The sequence below is a fragment of the Paenibacillus sp. 1_12 genome (genome assembly GCF_900114475.1).
Lineage (GTDB): Bacteria > Bacillota > Bacilli > Paenibacillales > NBRC-103111 > Paenibacillus_S.
In genome coordinates this window covers 570,236-589,434 of sequence record NZ_FOTE01000002.1, presented here as the reverse complement: position 1 = coordinate 589,434, position 19,199 = coordinate 570,236, and the positions used below count along the sequence as shown (strand labels likewise).

Annotated in this window: 15 protein-coding genes; 9 read left to right on the top strand and 6 right to left on the bottom strand. The window is 45.6% G+C overall.

Features of this window, described 5'->3' with window-relative positions:
- Positions 1–165: 165 nt before the first annotated feature.
- The 6 genes from BM210_RS06625 (at position 166) to BM210_RS06600 (ending at position 7,360) form a co-directional block, all read left to right on the top strand.
- A complete protein-coding gene (locus BM210_RS06625) occupies positions 166–1,497 on the top strand; it encodes an extracellular solute-binding protein (protein ID WP_091165854.1) in 1,332 nt (443 codons plus the stop codon).
- Between the two features lie 79 nt (positions 1,498–1,576).
- Complete coding sequence (locus BM210_RS06620) at positions 1,577–2,527, top strand: carbohydrate ABC transporter permease (RefSeq protein ID WP_091165850.1); 951 nt, start codon at positions 1,577–1,579, stop codon at positions 2,525–2,527.
- Positions 2,528–2,567: 40 nt separating this feature from the next.
- The gene (locus tag BM210_RS06615) at positions 2,568–3,389 is read left to right on the top strand and encodes a carbohydrate ABC transporter permease (protein WP_091165847.1); all 822 of its coding nucleotides are present in this window, start codon (positions 2,568–2,570) and stop codon (positions 3,387–3,389) included.
- A 108-nt stretch (positions 3,390–3,497) separates the two neighbouring features.
- On the top strand, positions 3,498–5,288 hold the full coding sequence (locus BM210_RS06610) for a cache domain-containing sensor histidine kinase (RefSeq protein ID WP_091165845.1): 1,791 nt from the start codon (positions 3,498–3,500) through the stop codon (positions 5,286–5,288).
- A complete protein-coding gene (locus BM210_RS06605) occupies positions 5,281–6,075 on the top strand; it encodes a response regulator transcription factor (protein WP_091165843.1) in 795 nt (264 codons plus the stop codon). Before BM210_RS06610 ends, BM210_RS06605 begins: the two co-directional genes overlap by 8 nt.
- Entirely contained in the window at positions 6,062–7,360 is a 1,299-nt protein-coding gene (locus BM210_RS06600; RefSeq protein WP_177237666.1) for an ABC transporter substrate-binding protein, read from the top strand. The genes BM210_RS06605 and BM210_RS06600 overlap by 14 nt, the downstream gene beginning before the upstream one ends.
- Before the next feature lie 90 nt (positions 7,361–7,450).
- Here the strand turns inward: BM210_RS06600 and BM210_RS06595 are convergent, their stop codons facing one another.
- The 5 genes from BM210_RS06595 to BM210_RS06575 form a co-directional block, all read right to left on the bottom strand.
- Positions 7,451–7,873, bottom strand: a complete 423-nt coding sequence (locus tag BM210_RS06595; RefSeq protein ID WP_091165837.1) for a universal stress protein — start codon at positions 7,871–7,873, stop codon at positions 7,451–7,453.
- Positions 7,874–8,060: 187 nt separating this feature from the next.
- A complete protein-coding gene (locus BM210_RS06590) occupies positions 8,061–9,350 on the bottom strand; it encodes a dicarboxylate/amino acid:cation symporter (RefSeq protein WP_091166165.1) in 1,290 nt (429 codons plus the stop codon).
- Between the two features lie 282 nt (positions 9,351–9,632).
- Entirely contained in the window at positions 9,633–11,090 is a 1,458-nt protein-coding gene (locus tag BM210_RS06585; protein WP_091165835.1) for an NAD-dependent malic enzyme, read from the bottom strand.
- Positions 11,091–11,265: 175 nt separating this feature from the next.
- Positions 11,266–11,994 (bottom strand): response regulator, encoded by a 729-nt coding sequence (locus BM210_RS06580; protein WP_091165833.1) that lies wholly within the window; start codon positions 11,992–11,994, stop codon positions 11,266–11,268.
- A gap of 17 nt (positions 11,995–12,011) precedes the next feature.
- The gene (locus BM210_RS06575; RefSeq protein ID WP_091165831.1) at positions 12,012–13,658 is read right to left on the bottom strand and encodes an ATP-binding protein; all 1,647 of its coding nucleotides are present in this window, start codon (positions 13,656–13,658) and stop codon (positions 12,012–12,014) included.
- A gap of 216 nt (positions 13,659–13,874) precedes the next feature.
- On the opposite strand from BM210_RS06575, the gene BM210_RS06570 reads away from it, so the two are divergent.
- Both BM210_RS06570 and BM210_RS34670 read left to right on the top strand, forming a co-directional pair.
- Positions 13,875–14,933, top strand: a complete 1,059-nt coding sequence (locus BM210_RS06570) for a DctP family TRAP transporter solute-binding subunit (protein WP_091165829.1) — start codon at positions 13,875–13,877, stop codon at positions 14,931–14,933.
- A 128-nt stretch (positions 14,934–15,061) separates the two neighbouring features.
- Positions 15,062–15,232 (top strand): hypothetical protein, encoded by a 171-nt coding sequence (locus tag BM210_RS34670; RefSeq protein WP_177237665.1) that lies wholly within the window; start codon positions 15,062–15,064, stop codon positions 15,230–15,232.
- 193 nt (positions 15,233–15,425) lie between these two features.
- On the opposite strand, the gene BM210_RS06565 is transcribed toward BM210_RS34670, so the two are convergent.
- Positions 15,426–16,445, bottom strand: coding sequence for a LysM peptidoglycan-binding domain-containing protein (locus tag BM210_RS06565; protein ID WP_091165827.1), 1,020 nt, complete (start codon positions 16,443–16,445; stop codon positions 15,426–15,428).
- Positions 16,446–16,765: 320 nt separating this feature from the next.
- Between BM210_RS06565 and BM210_RS06560 the strand changes: the two genes are divergently transcribed.
- Complete coding sequence (locus BM210_RS06560; RefSeq protein ID WP_177237664.1) at positions 16,766–19,108, top strand: S-layer homology domain-containing protein; 2,343 nt, start codon at positions 16,766–16,768, stop codon at positions 19,106–19,108.
- Positions 19,109–19,199 lie beyond the last annotated feature (91 nt).

Below are 19,199 nucleotides of genomic sequence, written 5' to 3'. Positions count from 1 at the left end.
CAAATTGAAGCTGTCGGTCGGAGGGGTTTTTGTTGTTGGATTTAATAACGCTTACATTTCCAATCAAATTGGCATTTTTGCATATCAGAGTACCTTTTTTAAGTATAGGGATCGATGATATTATGAAAGCGTAAACAAATTAAATGATTGAAAGGGGTACAAAAAATGAAAAAGTGGATTACGATGCTTTGCGTGGGCGTATTGTTTATCATCTCGGCCTGCAGTGGCACAAAACCTGCAACAACTGCAGCTCCGGCGACACCGGAAGCTAAACCGGCTCAACCAGCTGCTGCAGCTCCTGCAGCTCCTGCCGGAGAGAAGAAGAAGCTGTCGTTCTGGTATATTGATACAGGAAAACGGAAAGAGCTCATTGAAGCAACTGTTCAGAAATTTATGAAGGATCATCCAGGCGTGGAAGTGGAAGCGGTTCAAATTCCTAACGATCCTTATAAAACGAAACTGTCTGTAGCTATGGGCGGAGGAAACCCGCCGGATGTATTTCACTCTTGGGGCGGCGGTTGGTTGAAGCAATTTGCAAGCGCTAATCAAGTGTTGGATTTAACGGGTAAAATCGACAGTAATGCGTTTTTGCCTGCAGGTCTGGATGTAGCTACCTTTGATAAAAAGGTATATGGCGCACCACTTGCGATGTCAGTCGTTCCCTTTTATTACAATAAAGAAATTTTTGCTAAATACAATCTGACGCCTCCACAAACCTATGATGAGTTTCTCACTATCGTGGATAAGCTGAAAAAAGAGAACATCATTCCTATCGCGCTTGCCAACCAAACCAAATGGCCTGCAGCTTTCTACCTGATGTACTTTGCAAACCGTTTGGGCGGATCGGAAATTTTCAACGAAGCCTTTGAAAGAAAAGGTCGTACGTTTGAAGACGAAACTTATGTCAAGGCCGGAGAAATGATTCAGGATTTGGTTAAACGTGGTGCTTTTAACCCTGGTTTTAACGGTATTCAGTACGACACAGGTAATTCCCGTCAGCTGATGTATACAGGTAAGGCAGCAATGGAAATGCAAACGTCTTCATACATTAATAATATTCGTGCGGAATCGCCAGATTTCGAGAAAAAAGTAGGCATGTTCCTGTTCCCTGCAATTACTGGAGGAAAAGGTAAAGTTACTGACTTGGTAGGAGGCGTCTCCCCTGTATTCTCCGTAGCAGCCAAGAGTAAATATCCTGCCGAAGCGATTGAATTGGTCAAAGCATTGACTTCCAAAGAGCTTGCACAACAAATGGCTGATCAGGCAAGCACCATCTCGGCAGTTAAAGGAGTTACTTACTCCGATCCTTTCGCTAAAGAATTAAATGATATGCTGAGCAAAGCAACCTCCATGCAAACGTTCTACGATCAAACCTTGCCTGCTGAGTTAGCTGAGCTGCACAAGGATACAACGCAAAATATTTTCGGAAACTCCATGACACCAGCTGCGGCAGCTAAAGAAATGGAAGCCAAAGCCAAAGAAGTATTGAAAAAATAAATCTTATGATTGTTTAACTGATATGGGGGAGGGAACCCTCCCCTTCCAGATATGACACCAGAAGAGAAAGGAGCTTCCAATGAACAATAGTAATCCACTAGCGACTCCGACAGGGAGCAGCGCTACTTCGGCTGAGCATATACGTCGGCAAAATAAAATTCGAACCAGTCTGTTTTTGCTAAGGTTTATCGGTCCGACGCTGCTCATCTATCTGGTCTATGTAGTTTATCCGATCTTTGCCACCTTCTATTATAGCTTGTTTAATTGGAACGGTATTCAAGCTGAAAAAACATTTATAGCTTTTACTAATTACGGGACATTGTTGGCGGATAAAGTCTTTTGGATGACGATTTCTAATAATATGCTGCTGGTTATCGCTTCCGTGGTCACACAAATTCCACTTGGGCTCATCATGGCGCTTATCTTATTCGCACCGCTTAGAGGCATGCGTGTATTTCGTACTGTATACTTCCTGCCATTGCTGATGTCTACCGTGGCAGTCGGAATTTTGTGGACGTTCATCTACGATCCGATGTTTGGTATTGTCAACAAGCTGCTGGAGGTTGTCGGGCTTAGCTCATGGCAGAATGGCTGGCTTGGTGATCCGAAAACCGCCTTTATTGCGGTAATCGTGACGATCTGCTGGCAGTTTACTCCGTTTTATATGATTTTATTCCGTGCAGCCATTTCGGGAATACCCGATGAAATTTATGAAGCTGCTGAAATCGATGGATGCAGCGGTTGGAAAAAGTTTTGGAGCATTACGCTTCCTTTAATTAAGCCGACAATTATCACATCCTCGGTGTTATCCGTAATCGGTTCTTTAAAATATTTTGATTTAATTTTTGTCATGACGGCAGGCGGACCCTCCAGTAGTACGGAGCTCATGGCCACGTATATGTACAAGCAGGCGTTTTCCAAATTCAATATGGGTTATGCCAGTTCCATTTCATTTACGATGTTTGCCATCGCATTTGTGGTTGCACTAATCATCCTGGCGGCCGACAGATCCCGCGATAAAACAGCCTAATAATCGGGGATAACCTAGCATAAAGAAGGGGATGATCACAATGCTTTTCATGATAAAGCGTGCAGGGCTTTATCTTATTGCACTCATTTTACTGGTTTTTACGGGTTATCCGTTTATTTATATGATAGCCACCTCATTGAAAACGCAGTCTTATTTTTTTCAGAATCCCGCTTCTCTATGGACCAACTTTGTGCTTGAAAACTATGGTCTTGTGTTTAAACTCGGGATAGATCGTTACTTTCTGAACAGCCTGATGATTTCGATTTTTTGCGTAGCTGCTGTTATTCTGCTGGCAGCCATGGTTAGCTTTCCACTCTCTCGCATGAGGTTCAAGCTCAACCGCCCGATTTATTATTTATTTCTTGCCGGAATGATGATCCCCGTGCACACTACGCTGATTCCGGTATATATACTTACCAAAGAAATCGGATTGTACGATTCGTTATGGGCGCTGGCAGGACCTTATATCTCCTTTAGTCTGCCGATTTCTATCATCATATTGGCGCAGTTTATTCGAGAGATTCCCCGAGAGCTGGATGAAGCGGCCATTATGGACGGAACGACCCAGTCCCAATTATTTTGGAAAATCATTCTCCCGTTGCTGTCCCCGGCTTTGGCAACGATCGGAATTTATAATTTTATTCATATATGGAATGAGTTCGTATTTGGCCTTATTCTTATAACTACACCAGCCAAGATGACACTGCCGCTTGGACTTCGCGCCTTTTATGGTGAATTCTCGGTTAATATTCCGGGAATTATGGCTGCACTTACACTCGGTTCCTTGCCGCTTCTAATCGCTTATTTTGTTGCTCAAGAAAAGGTAGTCAAAGGTTTATCCGCTGGGGCTGTAAAAGGCTGACGTACCGCGGACCAAACCTATCCAATTTAAGATGTTGCATATGGACCATACCTATAGTGTAATATAGGATATGGTTCTTTTTGCTAAGGGTCAAAGGATGTGTAGGGCATGTACAGAATAATAGCAAATCTCCAATTGAACAGAACCAGGGTGCAAATTTTACTCGGCTTTCTACTGGTTATGGTCGTCGTGCTTTCCGTTGCTGGCGCGCTGGTGTATCGCTCTATTTCGGATCTGTTGATCCGCAATGCGGAATCGTATGTAGGCGAAACGGCCAAGCAGGCGAGCGCCCGACTCGATGCGGTTCTTGCTCAGGTTGATTCGCTCAGTCTGCAGTTGGTAACGGATGCCCGAATCCAGCAATTATTATATAAAGCGAAGACGGGAGAGGTTCTTACGATCGATCAGAAGCTGTCGGTCCGCCCGATTTTGAATAATTTAATGGCTTTATCCTGGCTGATTCAAGGCATTGAGCTGTATGCGGGGGATGAACCCTTATATCCGCTGGAAAATCAAAATATTTCGGAACGTATCGGTTTGGAAACGGCTACTTTTGCCAATATCAAAGAAGGCCAGCTGATATGGGCGGAAATGCAGCGCAAGGAAAGCGGACACCTTTTTGCCGTAAGACAAATCCGGTTGGAGGACGATTACTTGGGCAGGGGAGGATACGTTGTCTTCCGGATTACGGACTCGCTGCTTGATTTTTTTAACACTGAATTTCCTACCGTCAAGGGAAGCACGATGCATTTGTTTGATCGGCATTCTCAGCTCGTGGCCTCCAGCTCTCCGTCATTGCTGGATTCGGTAAATCTGGATACCTTGACAAGTACGACTGCGCAAGGAGCACATTCGATTATTCAAATACAAGGTACCGATTACTTGAAAATTATACGTCAATCAACGGAGACCAATTGGTCTATACTTATGCTCGTCCCTCTGGATACGATAACCGAAGGACTTTTGGTTTTACAGCAGGCTTTGTTGTGGGCGCTTGTTGTCGGTGCTGTGCTGTGCCTGCTGCTTCTGTGGATGATGTCCAGTATCATAACGAAGCCGATCCGCAGGCTCAGAAATAAAATGCGTATCCCAGTGTTTGCCCTGCCACAGCAAAATGCTGAGGTGTATTTCAACTTTGAAATGAATGAGCTGAACATTTCGTATAATAATCTGGTCAGAGAGCTTCATCAGCTTGTGCAAACGGTATACGAGAAAGAACGTCTGAACAATCAGGCTGAAATCAAAATGCTGCAGGCGCAAATCCATCCGCATTTTTTATTTAATACGCTGGAATCGTTATATTGGACATTAATAGAGAAGCAGGAGGAAGAAGGGGCTCAAACTGTCATTGCCTTATCCAAGCTGTTTCGATATACAATTGCAGGGAGCAACGATGATTGGGTTAGCCTTAATGCTGAAATCGAGCACTGCCAGCGCTACATGGAAATTATGAAATACCGAATCGGACAACGCTTGCATTGGCAATTCCATATCGATCCGCTTTCCCACGATATCAAGCTGCCCAAGCTGTTGATTCAACCACTCGTTGAAAACGCTATCCAGCACGGGATTGAGCCGAAGGTCGGATCTTCCTCACTGCTGGTATCGATCCGAAACGTTGAGAAGAATGGTAAATCTTTGTTAGGCATTCAAGTGAAGGATGATGGAGTAGGCATGGATAAAGAAACTCTTGCAGCGCTGACAAAGCGATTGGAAGTTCATCACCAGCCGGATACCACGATGTCCTCTTCTTCTTCCACAGGTATGGGGCTGTTAAATGTACAGCGGCGCATCAAGCTGTATTATGGTCAAGAATACGGAATTCATATACAAAGCAATCCCGAACGAGGCACAATATTAGATCTTTATCTTCCTTACGGAGTTGAACGCCATGTCTGAATTACCATGTATTCTTATAGCTGAGGACGAACTGCCTACCCGAAATGGTGTTTTAAAAGCTCTGCAGTCCTGGTCACAGGGAAAGGTAGTTTTGCAAACGGTTGAAAATGGTCTGGAGGCTTTTCAATACAGAAAACTTCATCACGTCGATTTGTTGATTACGGATATACGGATGCCTGGTTTAAATGGAATTCAGCTGCTTGAGAGGCTCAAGAATGAGGGGTTGGAGACGACTTCCATCCTGCTTACTGGCTTTGCTGAGTTCGAATATGCGAGAAAAGCAATGGCACTGGGTGCAGTTAACTACATCTTAAAGCCCGTTGAATACCAAAGCCTGATTGCAGCTGTTGAAGCAGCATTTGAAACCAGAAAGCTGTGGAAACAATCACACAGTGATTCTGCTCTTACTATGCCGCAGGTATACAACGATTCGATCCGCAAAGCGCTGATTTTTATTTCAACGGAGCTGTCGAACCCTTCTCTGGGGATTCGGGACGTTGCTGAGCATATCCACTTGAATGCCAGCTATGTATCCGTACTTTTCAAAGAAGAAACCGGACAAACCTTTAGTGACTACCTTACCCGTCAGCGTCTCGCGAAAGCCAAGGAGCTTTTGCTGGGGACGGATATGAAAATATATGAAATTGCCGAGCATACGGGATTCAGCTCGTCCAAATATTTTGTGAAAGTATTTCGTGAAGCGGAGGACTTGACTCCAAAGGAATACCGCAACGATAGAAAAAAAATTCATGAGAAGAGCGGGAGCGACCGTGATGAGAACGCGTAAGCTTATGTTATTGGGATTAGCCATACTGGTGGTCTTTGGTCTGCTGGCCCTCTTCATTAAAGGCTGCGTTTCGTCCGCTCCCGAAACTCTACAGGCAGAGCTTCCCGCTCCCACGGCACCCGTTAAAATTACGTTTTGGAACCAGGAAACCAATGATCGACGGCAGGAGGTTCTAAAAGAAAGCATTCAGACCTTCAATCAGACACATCCTCATATACAGATCGTACCGTATTTTTATGAGGGAGAGACCTATAAAGCAAAGCTTAGAGTCGCTACAATATCGGGGAAAATGCCGGATTTGTTTTATTATTGGACAGGGGAATCGTTTAAGTATATAGTGGACTCGCAGATTGCAGCTGATTTAACGGACCTGATGGAGCAAAACCCCGCGTACAAGAAGCAGTTTTATCCGGAATCGCTGCAAAATGCCACCTATTATGAAAGGCTTTACGGGCTGCCTCATACCACGACTCATGTTGTGTTTTGGTATAATAAACGTCTATTTGCTCAATACGGGATTAAGCCTCCAGACACTTGGGACGAATTAATGGCTGACGCAGAGCGTCTGTTAAGCAAAGGGATTACGCCATTTACGGTTTCCGGTAAAGATAGATGGCCCTTGTTAAATTGGTATGCGTATTTGTCCAATCGACTGGGAGGGTCGTCGCCTTTTCAATACACGACTAAAAGAGCGGGTGATTTTACCGATCCCAGTTTTATTGAAGCTGCGTTGTTATTCCGTGAATTGATAAAGAAAAAAATGTTTGTACCTGGTTTTCTCGGAGTGGATAGGCAGACGGCGGAAAGCATGTTTTTGAAAGGCGAAGCGGCGATGTATCTGCAAGGTGATTGGGCTGCCGAGGAAATGCTGAGCCATCCGGATATCGGTTATTTCCGCTTTCCAACGGTGAACGGGAAGGGGGATCCCACGGTTTATTACGGCGGCTCCTCCAATGGCTGGGCGATTTCCAAAAACAGTAACCAGCAGGCTGCCTTTGAGGTCCTTACCTACATGCTGAGCATAGAGGAAAGGAAGAAGTTCGTCGAGACCAGCGGCCAGCTCTCAACTCTTAAGGGGATTCCGCTATCCCCAGACCATATGAAGCCCTCTATCTACGAATATGTTCAATTTATCGAAAAGGACCCCAGTAACTATTTTGGGTATTATGATCAGGAAATTGATCCCCGCAGGTCCGAATTGTTGTTGGATGCCGTGGTCACTATGGCCGGTGCGCAATCGATGTCGCGCAAAGAAATAGAGGATTTATTGAAGCAGATTCGATAGCCCCAATCACACGCCAAAGTATGATGAACAATAAGAGGATTTACATCTCGGTCAAAGTAATAAGTAATAAGAAGCACCCTGGAGTGCTTCTTATTTAACAACCAATACTGGAATTTTGGCATGCTGCACGACGTTATGACTCACACTGCCGAGAATAAACTCACTAATCGCATTAAGACCTCTGCTTCCAATAACAATAAGATCAGCGCTCACTTCTTCGGCGTAATCAAGAATGGTTTGTGCGGGACTGCCTTGTCGAATTTCAATATGTGTATTGGTGAGGTTCAACAGTGATTGTTGAATTTGGGCAACGATATGATCAGAATAATCGGTATTGATTTCTACAGGTGGAATGTAAACCGCTTCTCCTACAACATATTTGGGAATATGGATGACATGAATGATTTCCAGGTTCGAGAAATGATTCAGTTTAGCAAGCTTGATCGCCGAATCCAGAGCTTTTTCGGAAATTTCAGAGCCGTCATAGGCAACAACAATTTTTGAATAGATCATCGAAATCACTCCTTAGTAGTTGATGTGTCCATAGTAACATGATGATATGGAAGTCGATGTGATCATAATCACAGTAGATCGAAAATATCAAAAGCGTGCTTTGAAAACAGCCACCCTTCTTCTTATAAGGAAGATAGAGTGGCTGCTCTGCTTTTTAAGAAAAAGGACGGATGGATTACTACCTTAATTAACTCGCTTCAGGTACATAATCTGTGTCTTTGGATAGAGAAGGGACAGCAGCTTTCGGACTTGTAAATTGATTTTCGCTTTTGGCAATAACAACCGTTGCTACACTGTTGCCGATCAGATTCGTGATCGCGCGGGCTTCCGACATGAAGCGGTCAACACCCAGCAGCAGAGCCATACCTTCAATGGGAATCACATTACCCGGTACAGCGGCCAGGGTAGCAGCCAAAGTAATGAAGCCGGAGCCGGTAACACCTGCTGCGCCTTTGGAGGTCAGCATCAAGACGCCAAGTACTGTCAAAATTTGAACCCAGGTTAGTTCGATTCCATAAGCTTGTGCAATAAACAATGCAGCCATGGATAAGTAAATGGAAGTTCCATCAAGGTTGAAGGAGTATCCTGTTGGAACAACAAGACCAACTACCGATTTGGAGCAGCCGTATTGTTCCAGACGCTGCATCAAACGCGGGAGGGCTGATTCAGAAGAGGAGGTACCGAGTACCAGCAAAATTTCCTCTTTAATAAATTTCAATAGATTGAATAAGCTAAAGCCATAGATTCGGGCGATCGTCCCCAAAACGATCACGATAAACAGGAACATGGTGATGTAAACCGAACCCATCATTTTGCCTAACGAGAACAGGGAACCGAGGCCGAATTTACCGATCGTGTAAGCCATAGCACCTCCAGCAGCAATAGGAGAGAAGCGCATGATCAGGCTGACAAGCCGGAAAAAGATTTCATTCATTTTTTCAAAAAATACGGTTACTGGCTTCGCTTTTTCACCTAATCCGGCCATTGACAAGCCGAACAGAACCGCGAAGAACAATACAGGAAGCATCTCGCCTTTAACTAATGCGCCAACTGCACTGTCCGGAATGACACTAACGAGAAAATCCATAAATCCGTGCGGAGTTTCCGCAGCCTGCTTCGTATACTTAGCGACCTCTGCAGCGCTTTTTCCGACTTTACTGATATCCATCCCAGATCCTGGGCTAACCATGTACATCACTGCGATGCCGATTGCCATCGCGAAGGTTGTAATAAGCTCAAAGTAAAGTAAGGCCTTGCCGCCAATGCGGCCTATTTTTTTCATATCGCCCATATTGGCAAAACCGATGACGATCGTGAAAAATACGATAGGGGCAATGACCATTTTTATCATTTTGACAAAAATATCTCCAAGTACTTTCAATTCAACGCCTGTGGCGGGGAAAAATTGCCCGATTAGTATACCAATTACGATGGCAAATAAAACCTGGACCGTTAGATTTTTAAAATTAATTCTCATGGGAATCGCCTCGCTTCTCATTTGGGATGTATACCTGTACAAAATTGGAAACTTTATTGCTGCTTATTAACTATATAAGTTGAACCAAATATCCGGACAGCAGGGAGACGCTGCGAAAGCAGACCCTTCTTCCAATCGCTGTTGCAGCCAGATTCTTTGTATTCTTAGCCCTATAGGGGTAAGAATCCGTCTGCAAAGGCGAACACTTCGTTTCTCCAGAAGGGTCCGCTTTCTCCGCTTGGGCTGTATGCTTCTTTGGTTCATCTTATATAGATCGTTAGTTCATGAATTGGTTAGTTGATATGGTTTGGTCGTTGTTGTAGAGTCAGGACGGACGGTTTTGCGAGCTACACCGCTTTCATAAGCGGCTTGAATGACAGCATCACGAACTCGCTCGACGACGGTTTGATTGAACACACTTGGAATAATGTAATATTCGTTCAGTTCCTCATCAGTGACAACCGAGGCAATCGCTTTCGCCGCCGCCAGCTTCATTTCTTCCGTCACGCGAGAAGCCCGACAATCCAGCACTCCTCGGAAAATACCGGGAAAGCACAGCACATTATTGATCTGGTTCGGATAGTCGGAACGCCCTGTGGCCATAATTCTGACGTAAGGCTCAGCCTCCTCCGGTAAAATTTCCGGCGTAGGATTCGCCATTGCGAAGATGATGGGATCAGCTGCCATGCGCTGTATATCCCCGACCTTGAGAACCCCTGGCCCTGATACACCAATGAATACATCCGCCCCGCGGATGACTTCTGACAAAGACCCGCTAAGCCGTTCGGGATTGGTATGCTCCGCATACCACTGCCAAGCGTCATTCTCATAAACCTCACCATGAACGATAGCCCCTGCGCGGTCAACACCGATAATATTTCGAACACCGGCCGCCAGCAGCATTTTGGAACAGGCAGTTCCTGCAGCTCCGATGCCGCAGATGACGACCTTGCAATCCTCCAACCGTTTGCCTATAAGCTTGACGGCATTAAGCAGCCCTGCCAGCAGAACGACTGCGGTGCCATGCTGATCATCGTGAAATACAGGAATATCAAGTTCTTCAATCAGACGCTGTTCGATTTCAAAACAGCGCGGGGATGAGATATCCTCTAGATTAATGCCACCGAATGTAGGTGCAATCGCTTTCACGATCTGGATGATTTCTTCTGTATCCTGTGTATCCAGACAGATAGGGAATGCGTCGACGCCGGCAAATTGTTTAAACAGGACGGCTTTACCTTCCATAACAGGCATCGCTGCTTCTGGTCCAATATTGCCCAAGCCGAGTACAGCAGAACCGTCAGATACAACTGCAATCGTGTTGCGCTTAATCGTCAGTGAGTGGGCACGGGATTTTTTCTCGTGGATGGCCATGCATATTTTAGCTACGCCTGGTGTATAGACGCGGGACAAATCGTCACGGTTTTTAATTGGTGTCTTAGGAGTCATTTCGATCTTGCCACCGATGTGCAGCAGAAAGGTTTGATCGGAAACATGGACAACCTTGACGCCTGCAACACCGCCAACCGCTTGCACGATGAGCTCTGTATGTTTTTGATCGTACACATTGACTGTAATATCACGGATGGTTGTTGTTTTATCCGAACGGTTGACATCGATGGCAATAATGTCACCTCCGGCGTCGCTGATGGCAGTAGCAATCTGGCCAAAGGAGGCAGTTTCCTTGTTCATCTCTAGCCGTAAAATAATGCTTGTGGTTGCCCCTGAAGGTATAGACATAAGCTGAAATCACTTCCTCTGTTGTTGTTGTGGCTTTATGATATCGCTTACAAAATGATTTGTGAATCATTTGACCATATTGGTGATTTTGGTCTTTTTGGTCACAAAAAAGAGCAGTGGACAGCCCGTGGGGCATCCTTCTGCTCTTGGTTTAAATCGTATATGGTTTGACGGTCTATCGTTTCACACCGGATATGATATATTTGTTGACTGGGCGGCCCAACCCATATTGTAGATCCAGATGGACCCTGCCGCTCTTTTCCAAATATTCGAGATACCGACGGGCAGTGACACGGGCAATCCCCACACCCTCAGCGACCTCTTCAGCGGATAAGGGTCGAGGTCTGTCATTCAAAAACAGAACAATCTGCCGCATCGTTACGGCTTGCAGTCCCTTTGGAAGCTGAGCGGCAGTCGTCTCATCGCTCTGTATGGGGTCGGCAGCGCTGACGCCACGTCCAGTGGCTCCGAACAGCATATGGTCGAGCTCACTCTGAGATACAGTCGTCTCGCCCTCCAATTGTTCCTTCATCGCTCGGTAATGCTCCAACGCTTGCTGCACCCTTTCAAATTTAAACGGTTTGATGATGTAGTCCACAGCTCCATTTTGCAGCATGCGTTGAATCGTTCGTTGATCGTTGGCAGCACTGATGACAATCACATCCACGCACAGCTGCTCCTTACGAATTTGTGCAAGGGTCTCGATTCCATCCTGCAGGGGCATGAATATATCAAGGATCACAAGGTCCGGCTGCAGTGAACGAAGCTGTTCGATTCCATCCACACCTGATCCGGCTACACCTGCAATACGGAATCCCTCCACGCGTTCCACGAACTGTCGATTGACTTCCTGCACCATTAAGTCATCCTCAATAAGCAGCACATTCATGATCCTTTGGCTCATCGTATAGGCACCTCCTTTTACTTATTGTGCTTGCTTGTTTGTACAGATCCTGAATTATCAGCCGCTGATGTCGTTTCCTGAGACAATACCATGGGAAAAGAAATAAAGATAGAGGTACCTTCATTCGGTTTCGAGTCGACTACGATACTGCCGCCTCCTTTACGAACGATGCTTGCAATTAAATAAAGGCCAATTCCTCTGCCTCCCGACCCTTTGGTCGTGAACCCTTGTTCAAAAATCTTTTCCTGGATAGCGGCGTCGATGCCGCAGCCGTTATCCTCAACTAAAATAGACAGAACCGTATCATCCTGCTCTATGCTGATAAAAATCCGCTTGTCAGCTCTGATGGTCCCCAGCGCATCAAATGCGTTTTCAATCAGATTGCCGATGAGTACGACGAAATCGTGATCATCAATCCGTTCTGGAAAATATGCCAGATGACTCTGGCGATCTATGGTGAGCGTAATGCCAAGCTCCTTACCGCGGCTGATTTTGCCCAGCAGCAAGCCTGTCAAGCTGTCGTTATTGATCCGCTGAGTCAAATATTGTGTCAGTTCAACCTGCTGCTCCGTAACCTCGAATATATAATCCAAAGCTTTGTCCATACTGCCGAGTTGAATTAGGCCACCTATGGTGTGCAGCTTATTCATGTATTCGTGATTTTGGACACGCAACGCATCAACAAAAGTGCGAACTCCTGTTAACTCCTCCGCCATTTGGGTAACTTCGGTTCGGTCCCGGAATATAGCCACAGCGCCGACCGTTTGTCCCTTTACAGTAATCGGCACACGATTACTCATAATAACGGCGTTTCCGATCTGAAGCTCTTTATTATATATAGGCTGGTTCAGAACCAATATTTCCGGAAGCCTGGTGTCAGGAACGACTTCACGAATCATCCGGCCGATGACTTCGCCTTGGATGTTGAGCATTTGTTTGGCTGGATCATTGCAAATGGTGATGCGTTCATGTTTATCGATGGCAATTACCCCTTCATGCATGGCGTGAAAGGTTGCCGTTCGTTCGGTTAAAAGCTTAGCGATTTCATGTGGCTCCAGCTCGAACATTTGTTTTTTAATATGTTGAGCCAGCAGCCAGGAACCCCAAATACCGAACACCAGGGAAATGAGCAGAATCAGATATGCTTGTCCGCTTAGCTCCAACAGCACCTGGCCCACACTCGGCAGCAGCTGGCCCACGAGCACAACGCCAACCTGTGTGTGCTCTGCGTTCATAACGGGCACGAAGGCCCGGAGTGCGGTGCCCAGCTCTCCTTTTGCCTTCGCAATATAGGTATGCTCGGCAAAGGCAGGCCCTTCATCGGTTCCCTTGGAAAAGGTTCCGATATTGCTCTCGACCGGATGCGTCAGCCGCTTTCGGTTCATCTCCATAACTACGATGTAGGTAACATCGTTGATGATCCGTATGCGCTCTGCCGCTGCCTGAATGGGCATAGCATTTGGCTGGGGAGTAGATAGGCCATTCGTTATCTCGGGCATTTGTGCAACTGTACGGGCCGTGACAAGCAGACGTCGCCCCAGCTCGTCTTCTTTAAGGCTAATAATCGAGCCAACCAGAATTGTCCCGCCGATTAACAATGAGAAGACCACGATGCCGAACGAAAGAAATGCGATTTTCCAGTTAATTTTCAAACGCTGCAGCATCGTCCACTCACCCTTCGATCACATATTAACTATTCTCATACAATAAATGTTTTTAAAGGCCTTAGCAAGAATATAGCACGGGCCTTATATATTCAGAATGATTTGATTTTTGTATACCAATGAATACAATAGAGAGAGAAGAGGAAGACGCGCTGCGAAGCTTATTCATCGGACTTTTAAAGCTTCCTTACGTTGAGCAGGAAAGCAGGTACAAGCATGAGATCGGCAACAGGAATCGTAGTTATTGTAGTATTAGGTTTGACGGCCGCTTGGCTTATCGGTTTTTACCCGACTCTATTTGCGGGTCCCGCTGTTTATGATGACGAACAGGTCGGATTTGATCGGCAAATTGTGATTAAATTCAGTCATGTCGTAGCCGAAAATACACCTAAAGGTCTGGCTGCGCAGGAGTTTGCCCGGCTGGTCAAAGAAAAGACGCATGATCGGGTCAAGATCGAAGTATACCCGAATAGCGTCCTATATACGGAGATTGATGAGATTAAAGCTTTGCAGGATGGTCATATCCAAATGATCGCACCGTCCTTCCCAAATTTGTCCGTGCTAGAGCCAGGATGGATGGCGCTTGATTTGCCCTATGCTTTTTTGAGCCATGAAGCCGTGCAAGAAGCTTTTAACGGTACAATCGGACGCATCTTATTTGACCGGCTTGAACAGGTTAATATGGTTGGCATGGCCTATTGGGGCAATGGATTTAAGCAGATTACGAGCAATAAAGGACCACTTGTGCATCCGGCCGATTTTAAAGGACTACACTTCCGAACGATGCGAAGCAAATTACTCGATGCCGAATTTCGTCTGTTTGATGTAAAAACAACGCAAATGCCGTTTAACGACGTCTACAAAGCGATGGAAAATGGGACCGTGGACGGGGGAGAAAACTCCATTTCCAATATATACTCCAAGCGTTTTTTTCAGGTCCAGCAGTACATGACGCTTAGTGATCACGGCTACCTCGGTTACGCTGTATTGATGAATAGATCTTTTTGGCAAAAGCTTTCACCTGATCTGCAAGCGGCACTTCGCGAAGCGATGACGGAGGCAACGTTATGGGGAAACAAAATGGCCTTTCAACTCAATGAAAAGCAGTTTGAGGAAATAAAGAAGGAATCGCATATACAGATCTATACTCTGAATCCGAATGAAAGGGCTGAATGGAGGCGTGCTTGGGAACCGGTCTATGTACAATATGAAACCACGATCGGACGGGATTTAATTAAGGAAATTCGCAGGCTTCAGCAGAAGTATGGCCCATAGAAGCAGCCCAAAGAACAGAAGTGATTGTGGCATTATCTGTAGATAGCAAGGAAAAGGTAGATGAAGTTGTGAAATAAGCGTGATATAGTAGTGTAAAATAAAACACATCAAATCCGGAGGCATATAGGATGAATAAGGAAATTTTTGTAGCTTGGCTTGAGGAAAAAATTCAGCGTATCAATGATACACCCGTTAGCATGGTTGAAACGAAGGAAAAACAACATTATCTATTAGGCAGCTTGAGAACGCTGGAATTAATAAAAGAAAAAATGAAAAACGGTGATTTTGACAACGAGTAAACCCGGTAGTCGAGCATCGCGTCTTTCCTACTGTTAGCGGTACTAGAACGAAAAGGGCAGCCGAATAATGGCTATTCGGTCTGCCCGGTTCCTCTGACATCTATGATTACGGTCTCGATTCGATGATTTCTCTTTTAGCCGTGGTGCTTTTGTCCATGAGATTCATATTAAAGCTCTCGGTATTGATTATTTGTTATCGGGAATGCTCTTTATCATGTCCAGCATGACCGCCTGAATGCCCACCCATATGACCGCCCACATGACCACCAACGCCATGACTGCCGAATTGACTGTCTGCATGAACACCTGCCTCATGGTTGCCCCAATGACCGCCAGCATGAACACCCACTCCATGACCTCCAAAATGTGTGCCCGCATGAATACCAGCACCATAATTGCCCAGATGACCACCCGTATGAACACCCACTCCATGACCGTTAACGCCATGACCAAAGTGAGTACCTGCATGAATACCAGCACCATGATCGCCCAAATGACCGCCTGCTTGAACACCAACGCCTTGGCTTCCAAAATGACTTCCTGCATGAATACCTGTACCATAGCCACCCAGATGGCCTCCGGCATGAACACCAACGCCTTGACTGCCAAAGTTACTGCCAGCATGAACACCAACACCATGACCACCCAAATGACCACCCGCTTGAAATCCGACTCCATGAGGACCATAATATCCTCCAGCTTGAGGATGTACCCCAAAGAACTGCTGCGTGTGGGATTGTGGATAATTGGGATGCGGATACTGCCCATGCGCGTACATTTGTGGAATTCCTGGGTAGGGCATCGTTTGATGCTCCGGGTCCCTGAATGAGGTTGTATTCGCTGCATTTGCTGGTACTTCCTGCTGCATATACATGGTATGACAATTCATTTTATCCAAACGTGGAATGTAAGCAGTACTTCCCGGGGCAATATCGTTAGGGTTTTGAATATGTGGGTTCATGGCTTCAAGAATTGGTTGGGGAACATTGTACATCTGTGCAACATTCTCCATATTTTCTCCTTCTTGGCATTGATGCTGAGCATAATAGTTGCCGTCCCGATCATCTTCTCCTCTGTAAGAGGGAAAGAAAGAAGGTGAAAGAAAGAAGAATGGTACAGACTGCTGACGAAAAAAAGGGTTAAATAAGGGTGTGTGCCCAAATCCTCCTCCAAAACCACTGAAACCTCCCAATTCAAAAGCACGATCATCCATAGTGTTACCTCCGCTTATGATAATATAGTCATTTGCCCTTATTGTATGGGCAGATGTCATAATCGGTTCGTCATAAATGGCAAAAATTTTGCTGTAGGGACGCAATAGCATCACTTACGCATATTTAGCCGTGATTTCGCCAGTTGATGTGGCTTCCATGAAAACATGGCCAAAAACGATTCTGCTCGCTGCATTTGCGATTGAACCGTTTTTTGTTTATATGGCCATAAATATTTCTGTTCCTTGCAGCAACCTTTTCTGTCTATTTACCGTCTTAGAATTAAGCATTTAATGGAAATGCACTTTTAGGAGGAATGAATATGAGAATACGCAAAAACGCAAGTACGGCGGCGCTTGCAACCGTGTTATTGTTTTCCAATATTCCACTGGCTATGGCAGATGAAGCGATCCCTGCAGCCTTTAGCTCAAAACCAATTGCTGTACCGCTCGGCGGATCTGCGGTTACTCCCGGGGATGCCAAAGTTTCAAAGGATCAAGCCATTGAGCTGGCCAAATCGTATGTAACGATACCGGACGGGTATACGGTTGATTCCGTCAATTTAAGCTCCAATAGCTACAATGGTAGAGGGGTTAGCTGGAATATAAGCTTTCGAAAGCTCGTTGAAGGTAAAAATGTCGGCAATATCAACATTACTATTCATGGGATGAACGGCAAGCTGCTGGAATATTATTTTTACAGCAATGATCTGGATTATAAACCGAGTTATCCTCCGAAAGTGGACTTTAAGGGAGCAAAGGGAATTGCCAACGAGTGGGTGGCTAGGCTGAACGCTAATGAGTCCTCGCAGCTGCAGTATAATGATAGTCTGGAACAGTCGCTCAAGGCTCCGCTGAATGGCTCTTTCCAATATTCAATCCGATATGACCGTACGCATAATGGTGTGCCCTTCCCTCAGAATGGCATTAATATTCAGGTAAATGGGGATGGTGTCGTTACACAATACAGCTTTAATTGGGATGAAGCTTCGACCTTCGAGCAGGCGACACCGATTAGTGATGAAGCGGCCGCCAAAGCATTCAGAGACAAGCTCAATCCAAAGCTGAATTATTTGATGCTGAACGATGTTAAAGGTGAGAGAAAACCAATTGTTGCTTATACAATGGAGCATCCCGTACTGAATGCAGCAACAGGAGAAGTGTGGAAGCAAGGACTCAATTCGAACTTCAGCCAGGAGCTTGAAAAGCCATTGACAAATGCGCCATTAAGCGAGTCGCCTACCAGTAATCTCAACCTGACCAAGGAGCAAGCATTGGAAAAAGTAAGCTCCACCTTTAAGCTTCCAGAAGGAATCAAGCTGGAGGAGGCTTCATATAACGAGTCAACCAATCCGATTACGGGAGAAGTACAGTCCATCTGGAATCTTCGTTGGAATGATGCCAAGGATGACTCAACGGCAAGAAGGGGTACTAATATTTGGGCTAGTGTCAATAACAAAACCGGTGAAATCATGAACTATAGTCGCAATAATGATATCCCATTTGGAGAGCAAAAGCCGGTTGAACCGAAGGTGACTTTAGAAGAGGCAAAAGCGAAGGCTATCGATTTTATCAAACAACAGTTACCTGCGTACACCGATCAGCTAGTGGTGGACACAGCAGCGTTGGCTAATTTGGACTATATACCGACTGAACAGAAGAAAATGATAACCGCCTGGGATCTATCTTTCAAGAGAATGATAGATGGTGTGTATGTGAATTATGAAAACGTGCATATAGCTGTGGATAAGGCGACGGGAGACATCACGAATTATCAATTTAACTTTTCCAATATTGCTTACCCTAAACAGAAGCCGGAAGTTATTGATCTAAGCAAGGCAAAGGAACTGCTATTGTCTACGAATACGATCAAGCTTAATTATGTGCTGCCGAATCAAGGGTTTGGCATTATGCCTATCGAGAAAATCCGCGTCATGATGGCTGCAGGGGAGCTGCCGCCAGGCTCTGATACGAGCGATAAAGAGGCCAAGCTGGTTTATGTGCTGCAGCCTAAATATATCGGCGAAAACTATTTTCTTGATGCGGTAACCGGTCAATGGAGAAATAGCTCAAGCGGTGAAGTAATGAGCTTGGAGAAAGTACATGTCACGGATATCGAAGGGCATTATGCACAAAGGGAGCTCCAAATCATGCTTGACTACCAGGCATTGGATGTTACAGACGGAAAAGTGAATCCGGATGCTTCCATAACGCGTGGAGAATTGGTTAAAATGCTCGTTATTGCAATGAATGGCGGACGCTCGGGCCTCTATTATGGTGCGGATCGCGCAGCATCCTTCAAAGATGTGAAAAATGAATCTCCGCTCTTTGCCTACGTGGAAAATGCGGTTGACCGCGGACTCATTCAGCGCGGCAAGGACTTCAATCCGCAGGCGATCATGAACAGGGAAGACATGGCCGAGCTGATAGTCGGTGCACTTGGTTACAAGAAGCTGACAGCATACGCTAATATTTTTAGTGACAAATTCGGCGATGCGGATTTGCTCAAGAATCGCGGCGAAGCGGCTCTAGTCGTTGGACTTGGGATCATGTCGCTTTCCGAGGGAAGCTTCAAGCCCAAACAGGAAGTCACCCGCGCACAGGCTGCTGCTGCGTTCTATCGTTATCTGGAGAAGGCGACAGAGCTGGGAAATAGATACTACTAAATTCAGGTAAGGTTTAACCGTAACACAATTCGTACTGAAACAAACCTCAGCCAATTGATAGTCCACTTATCAGGTCCTTGCGCCTAAAAAA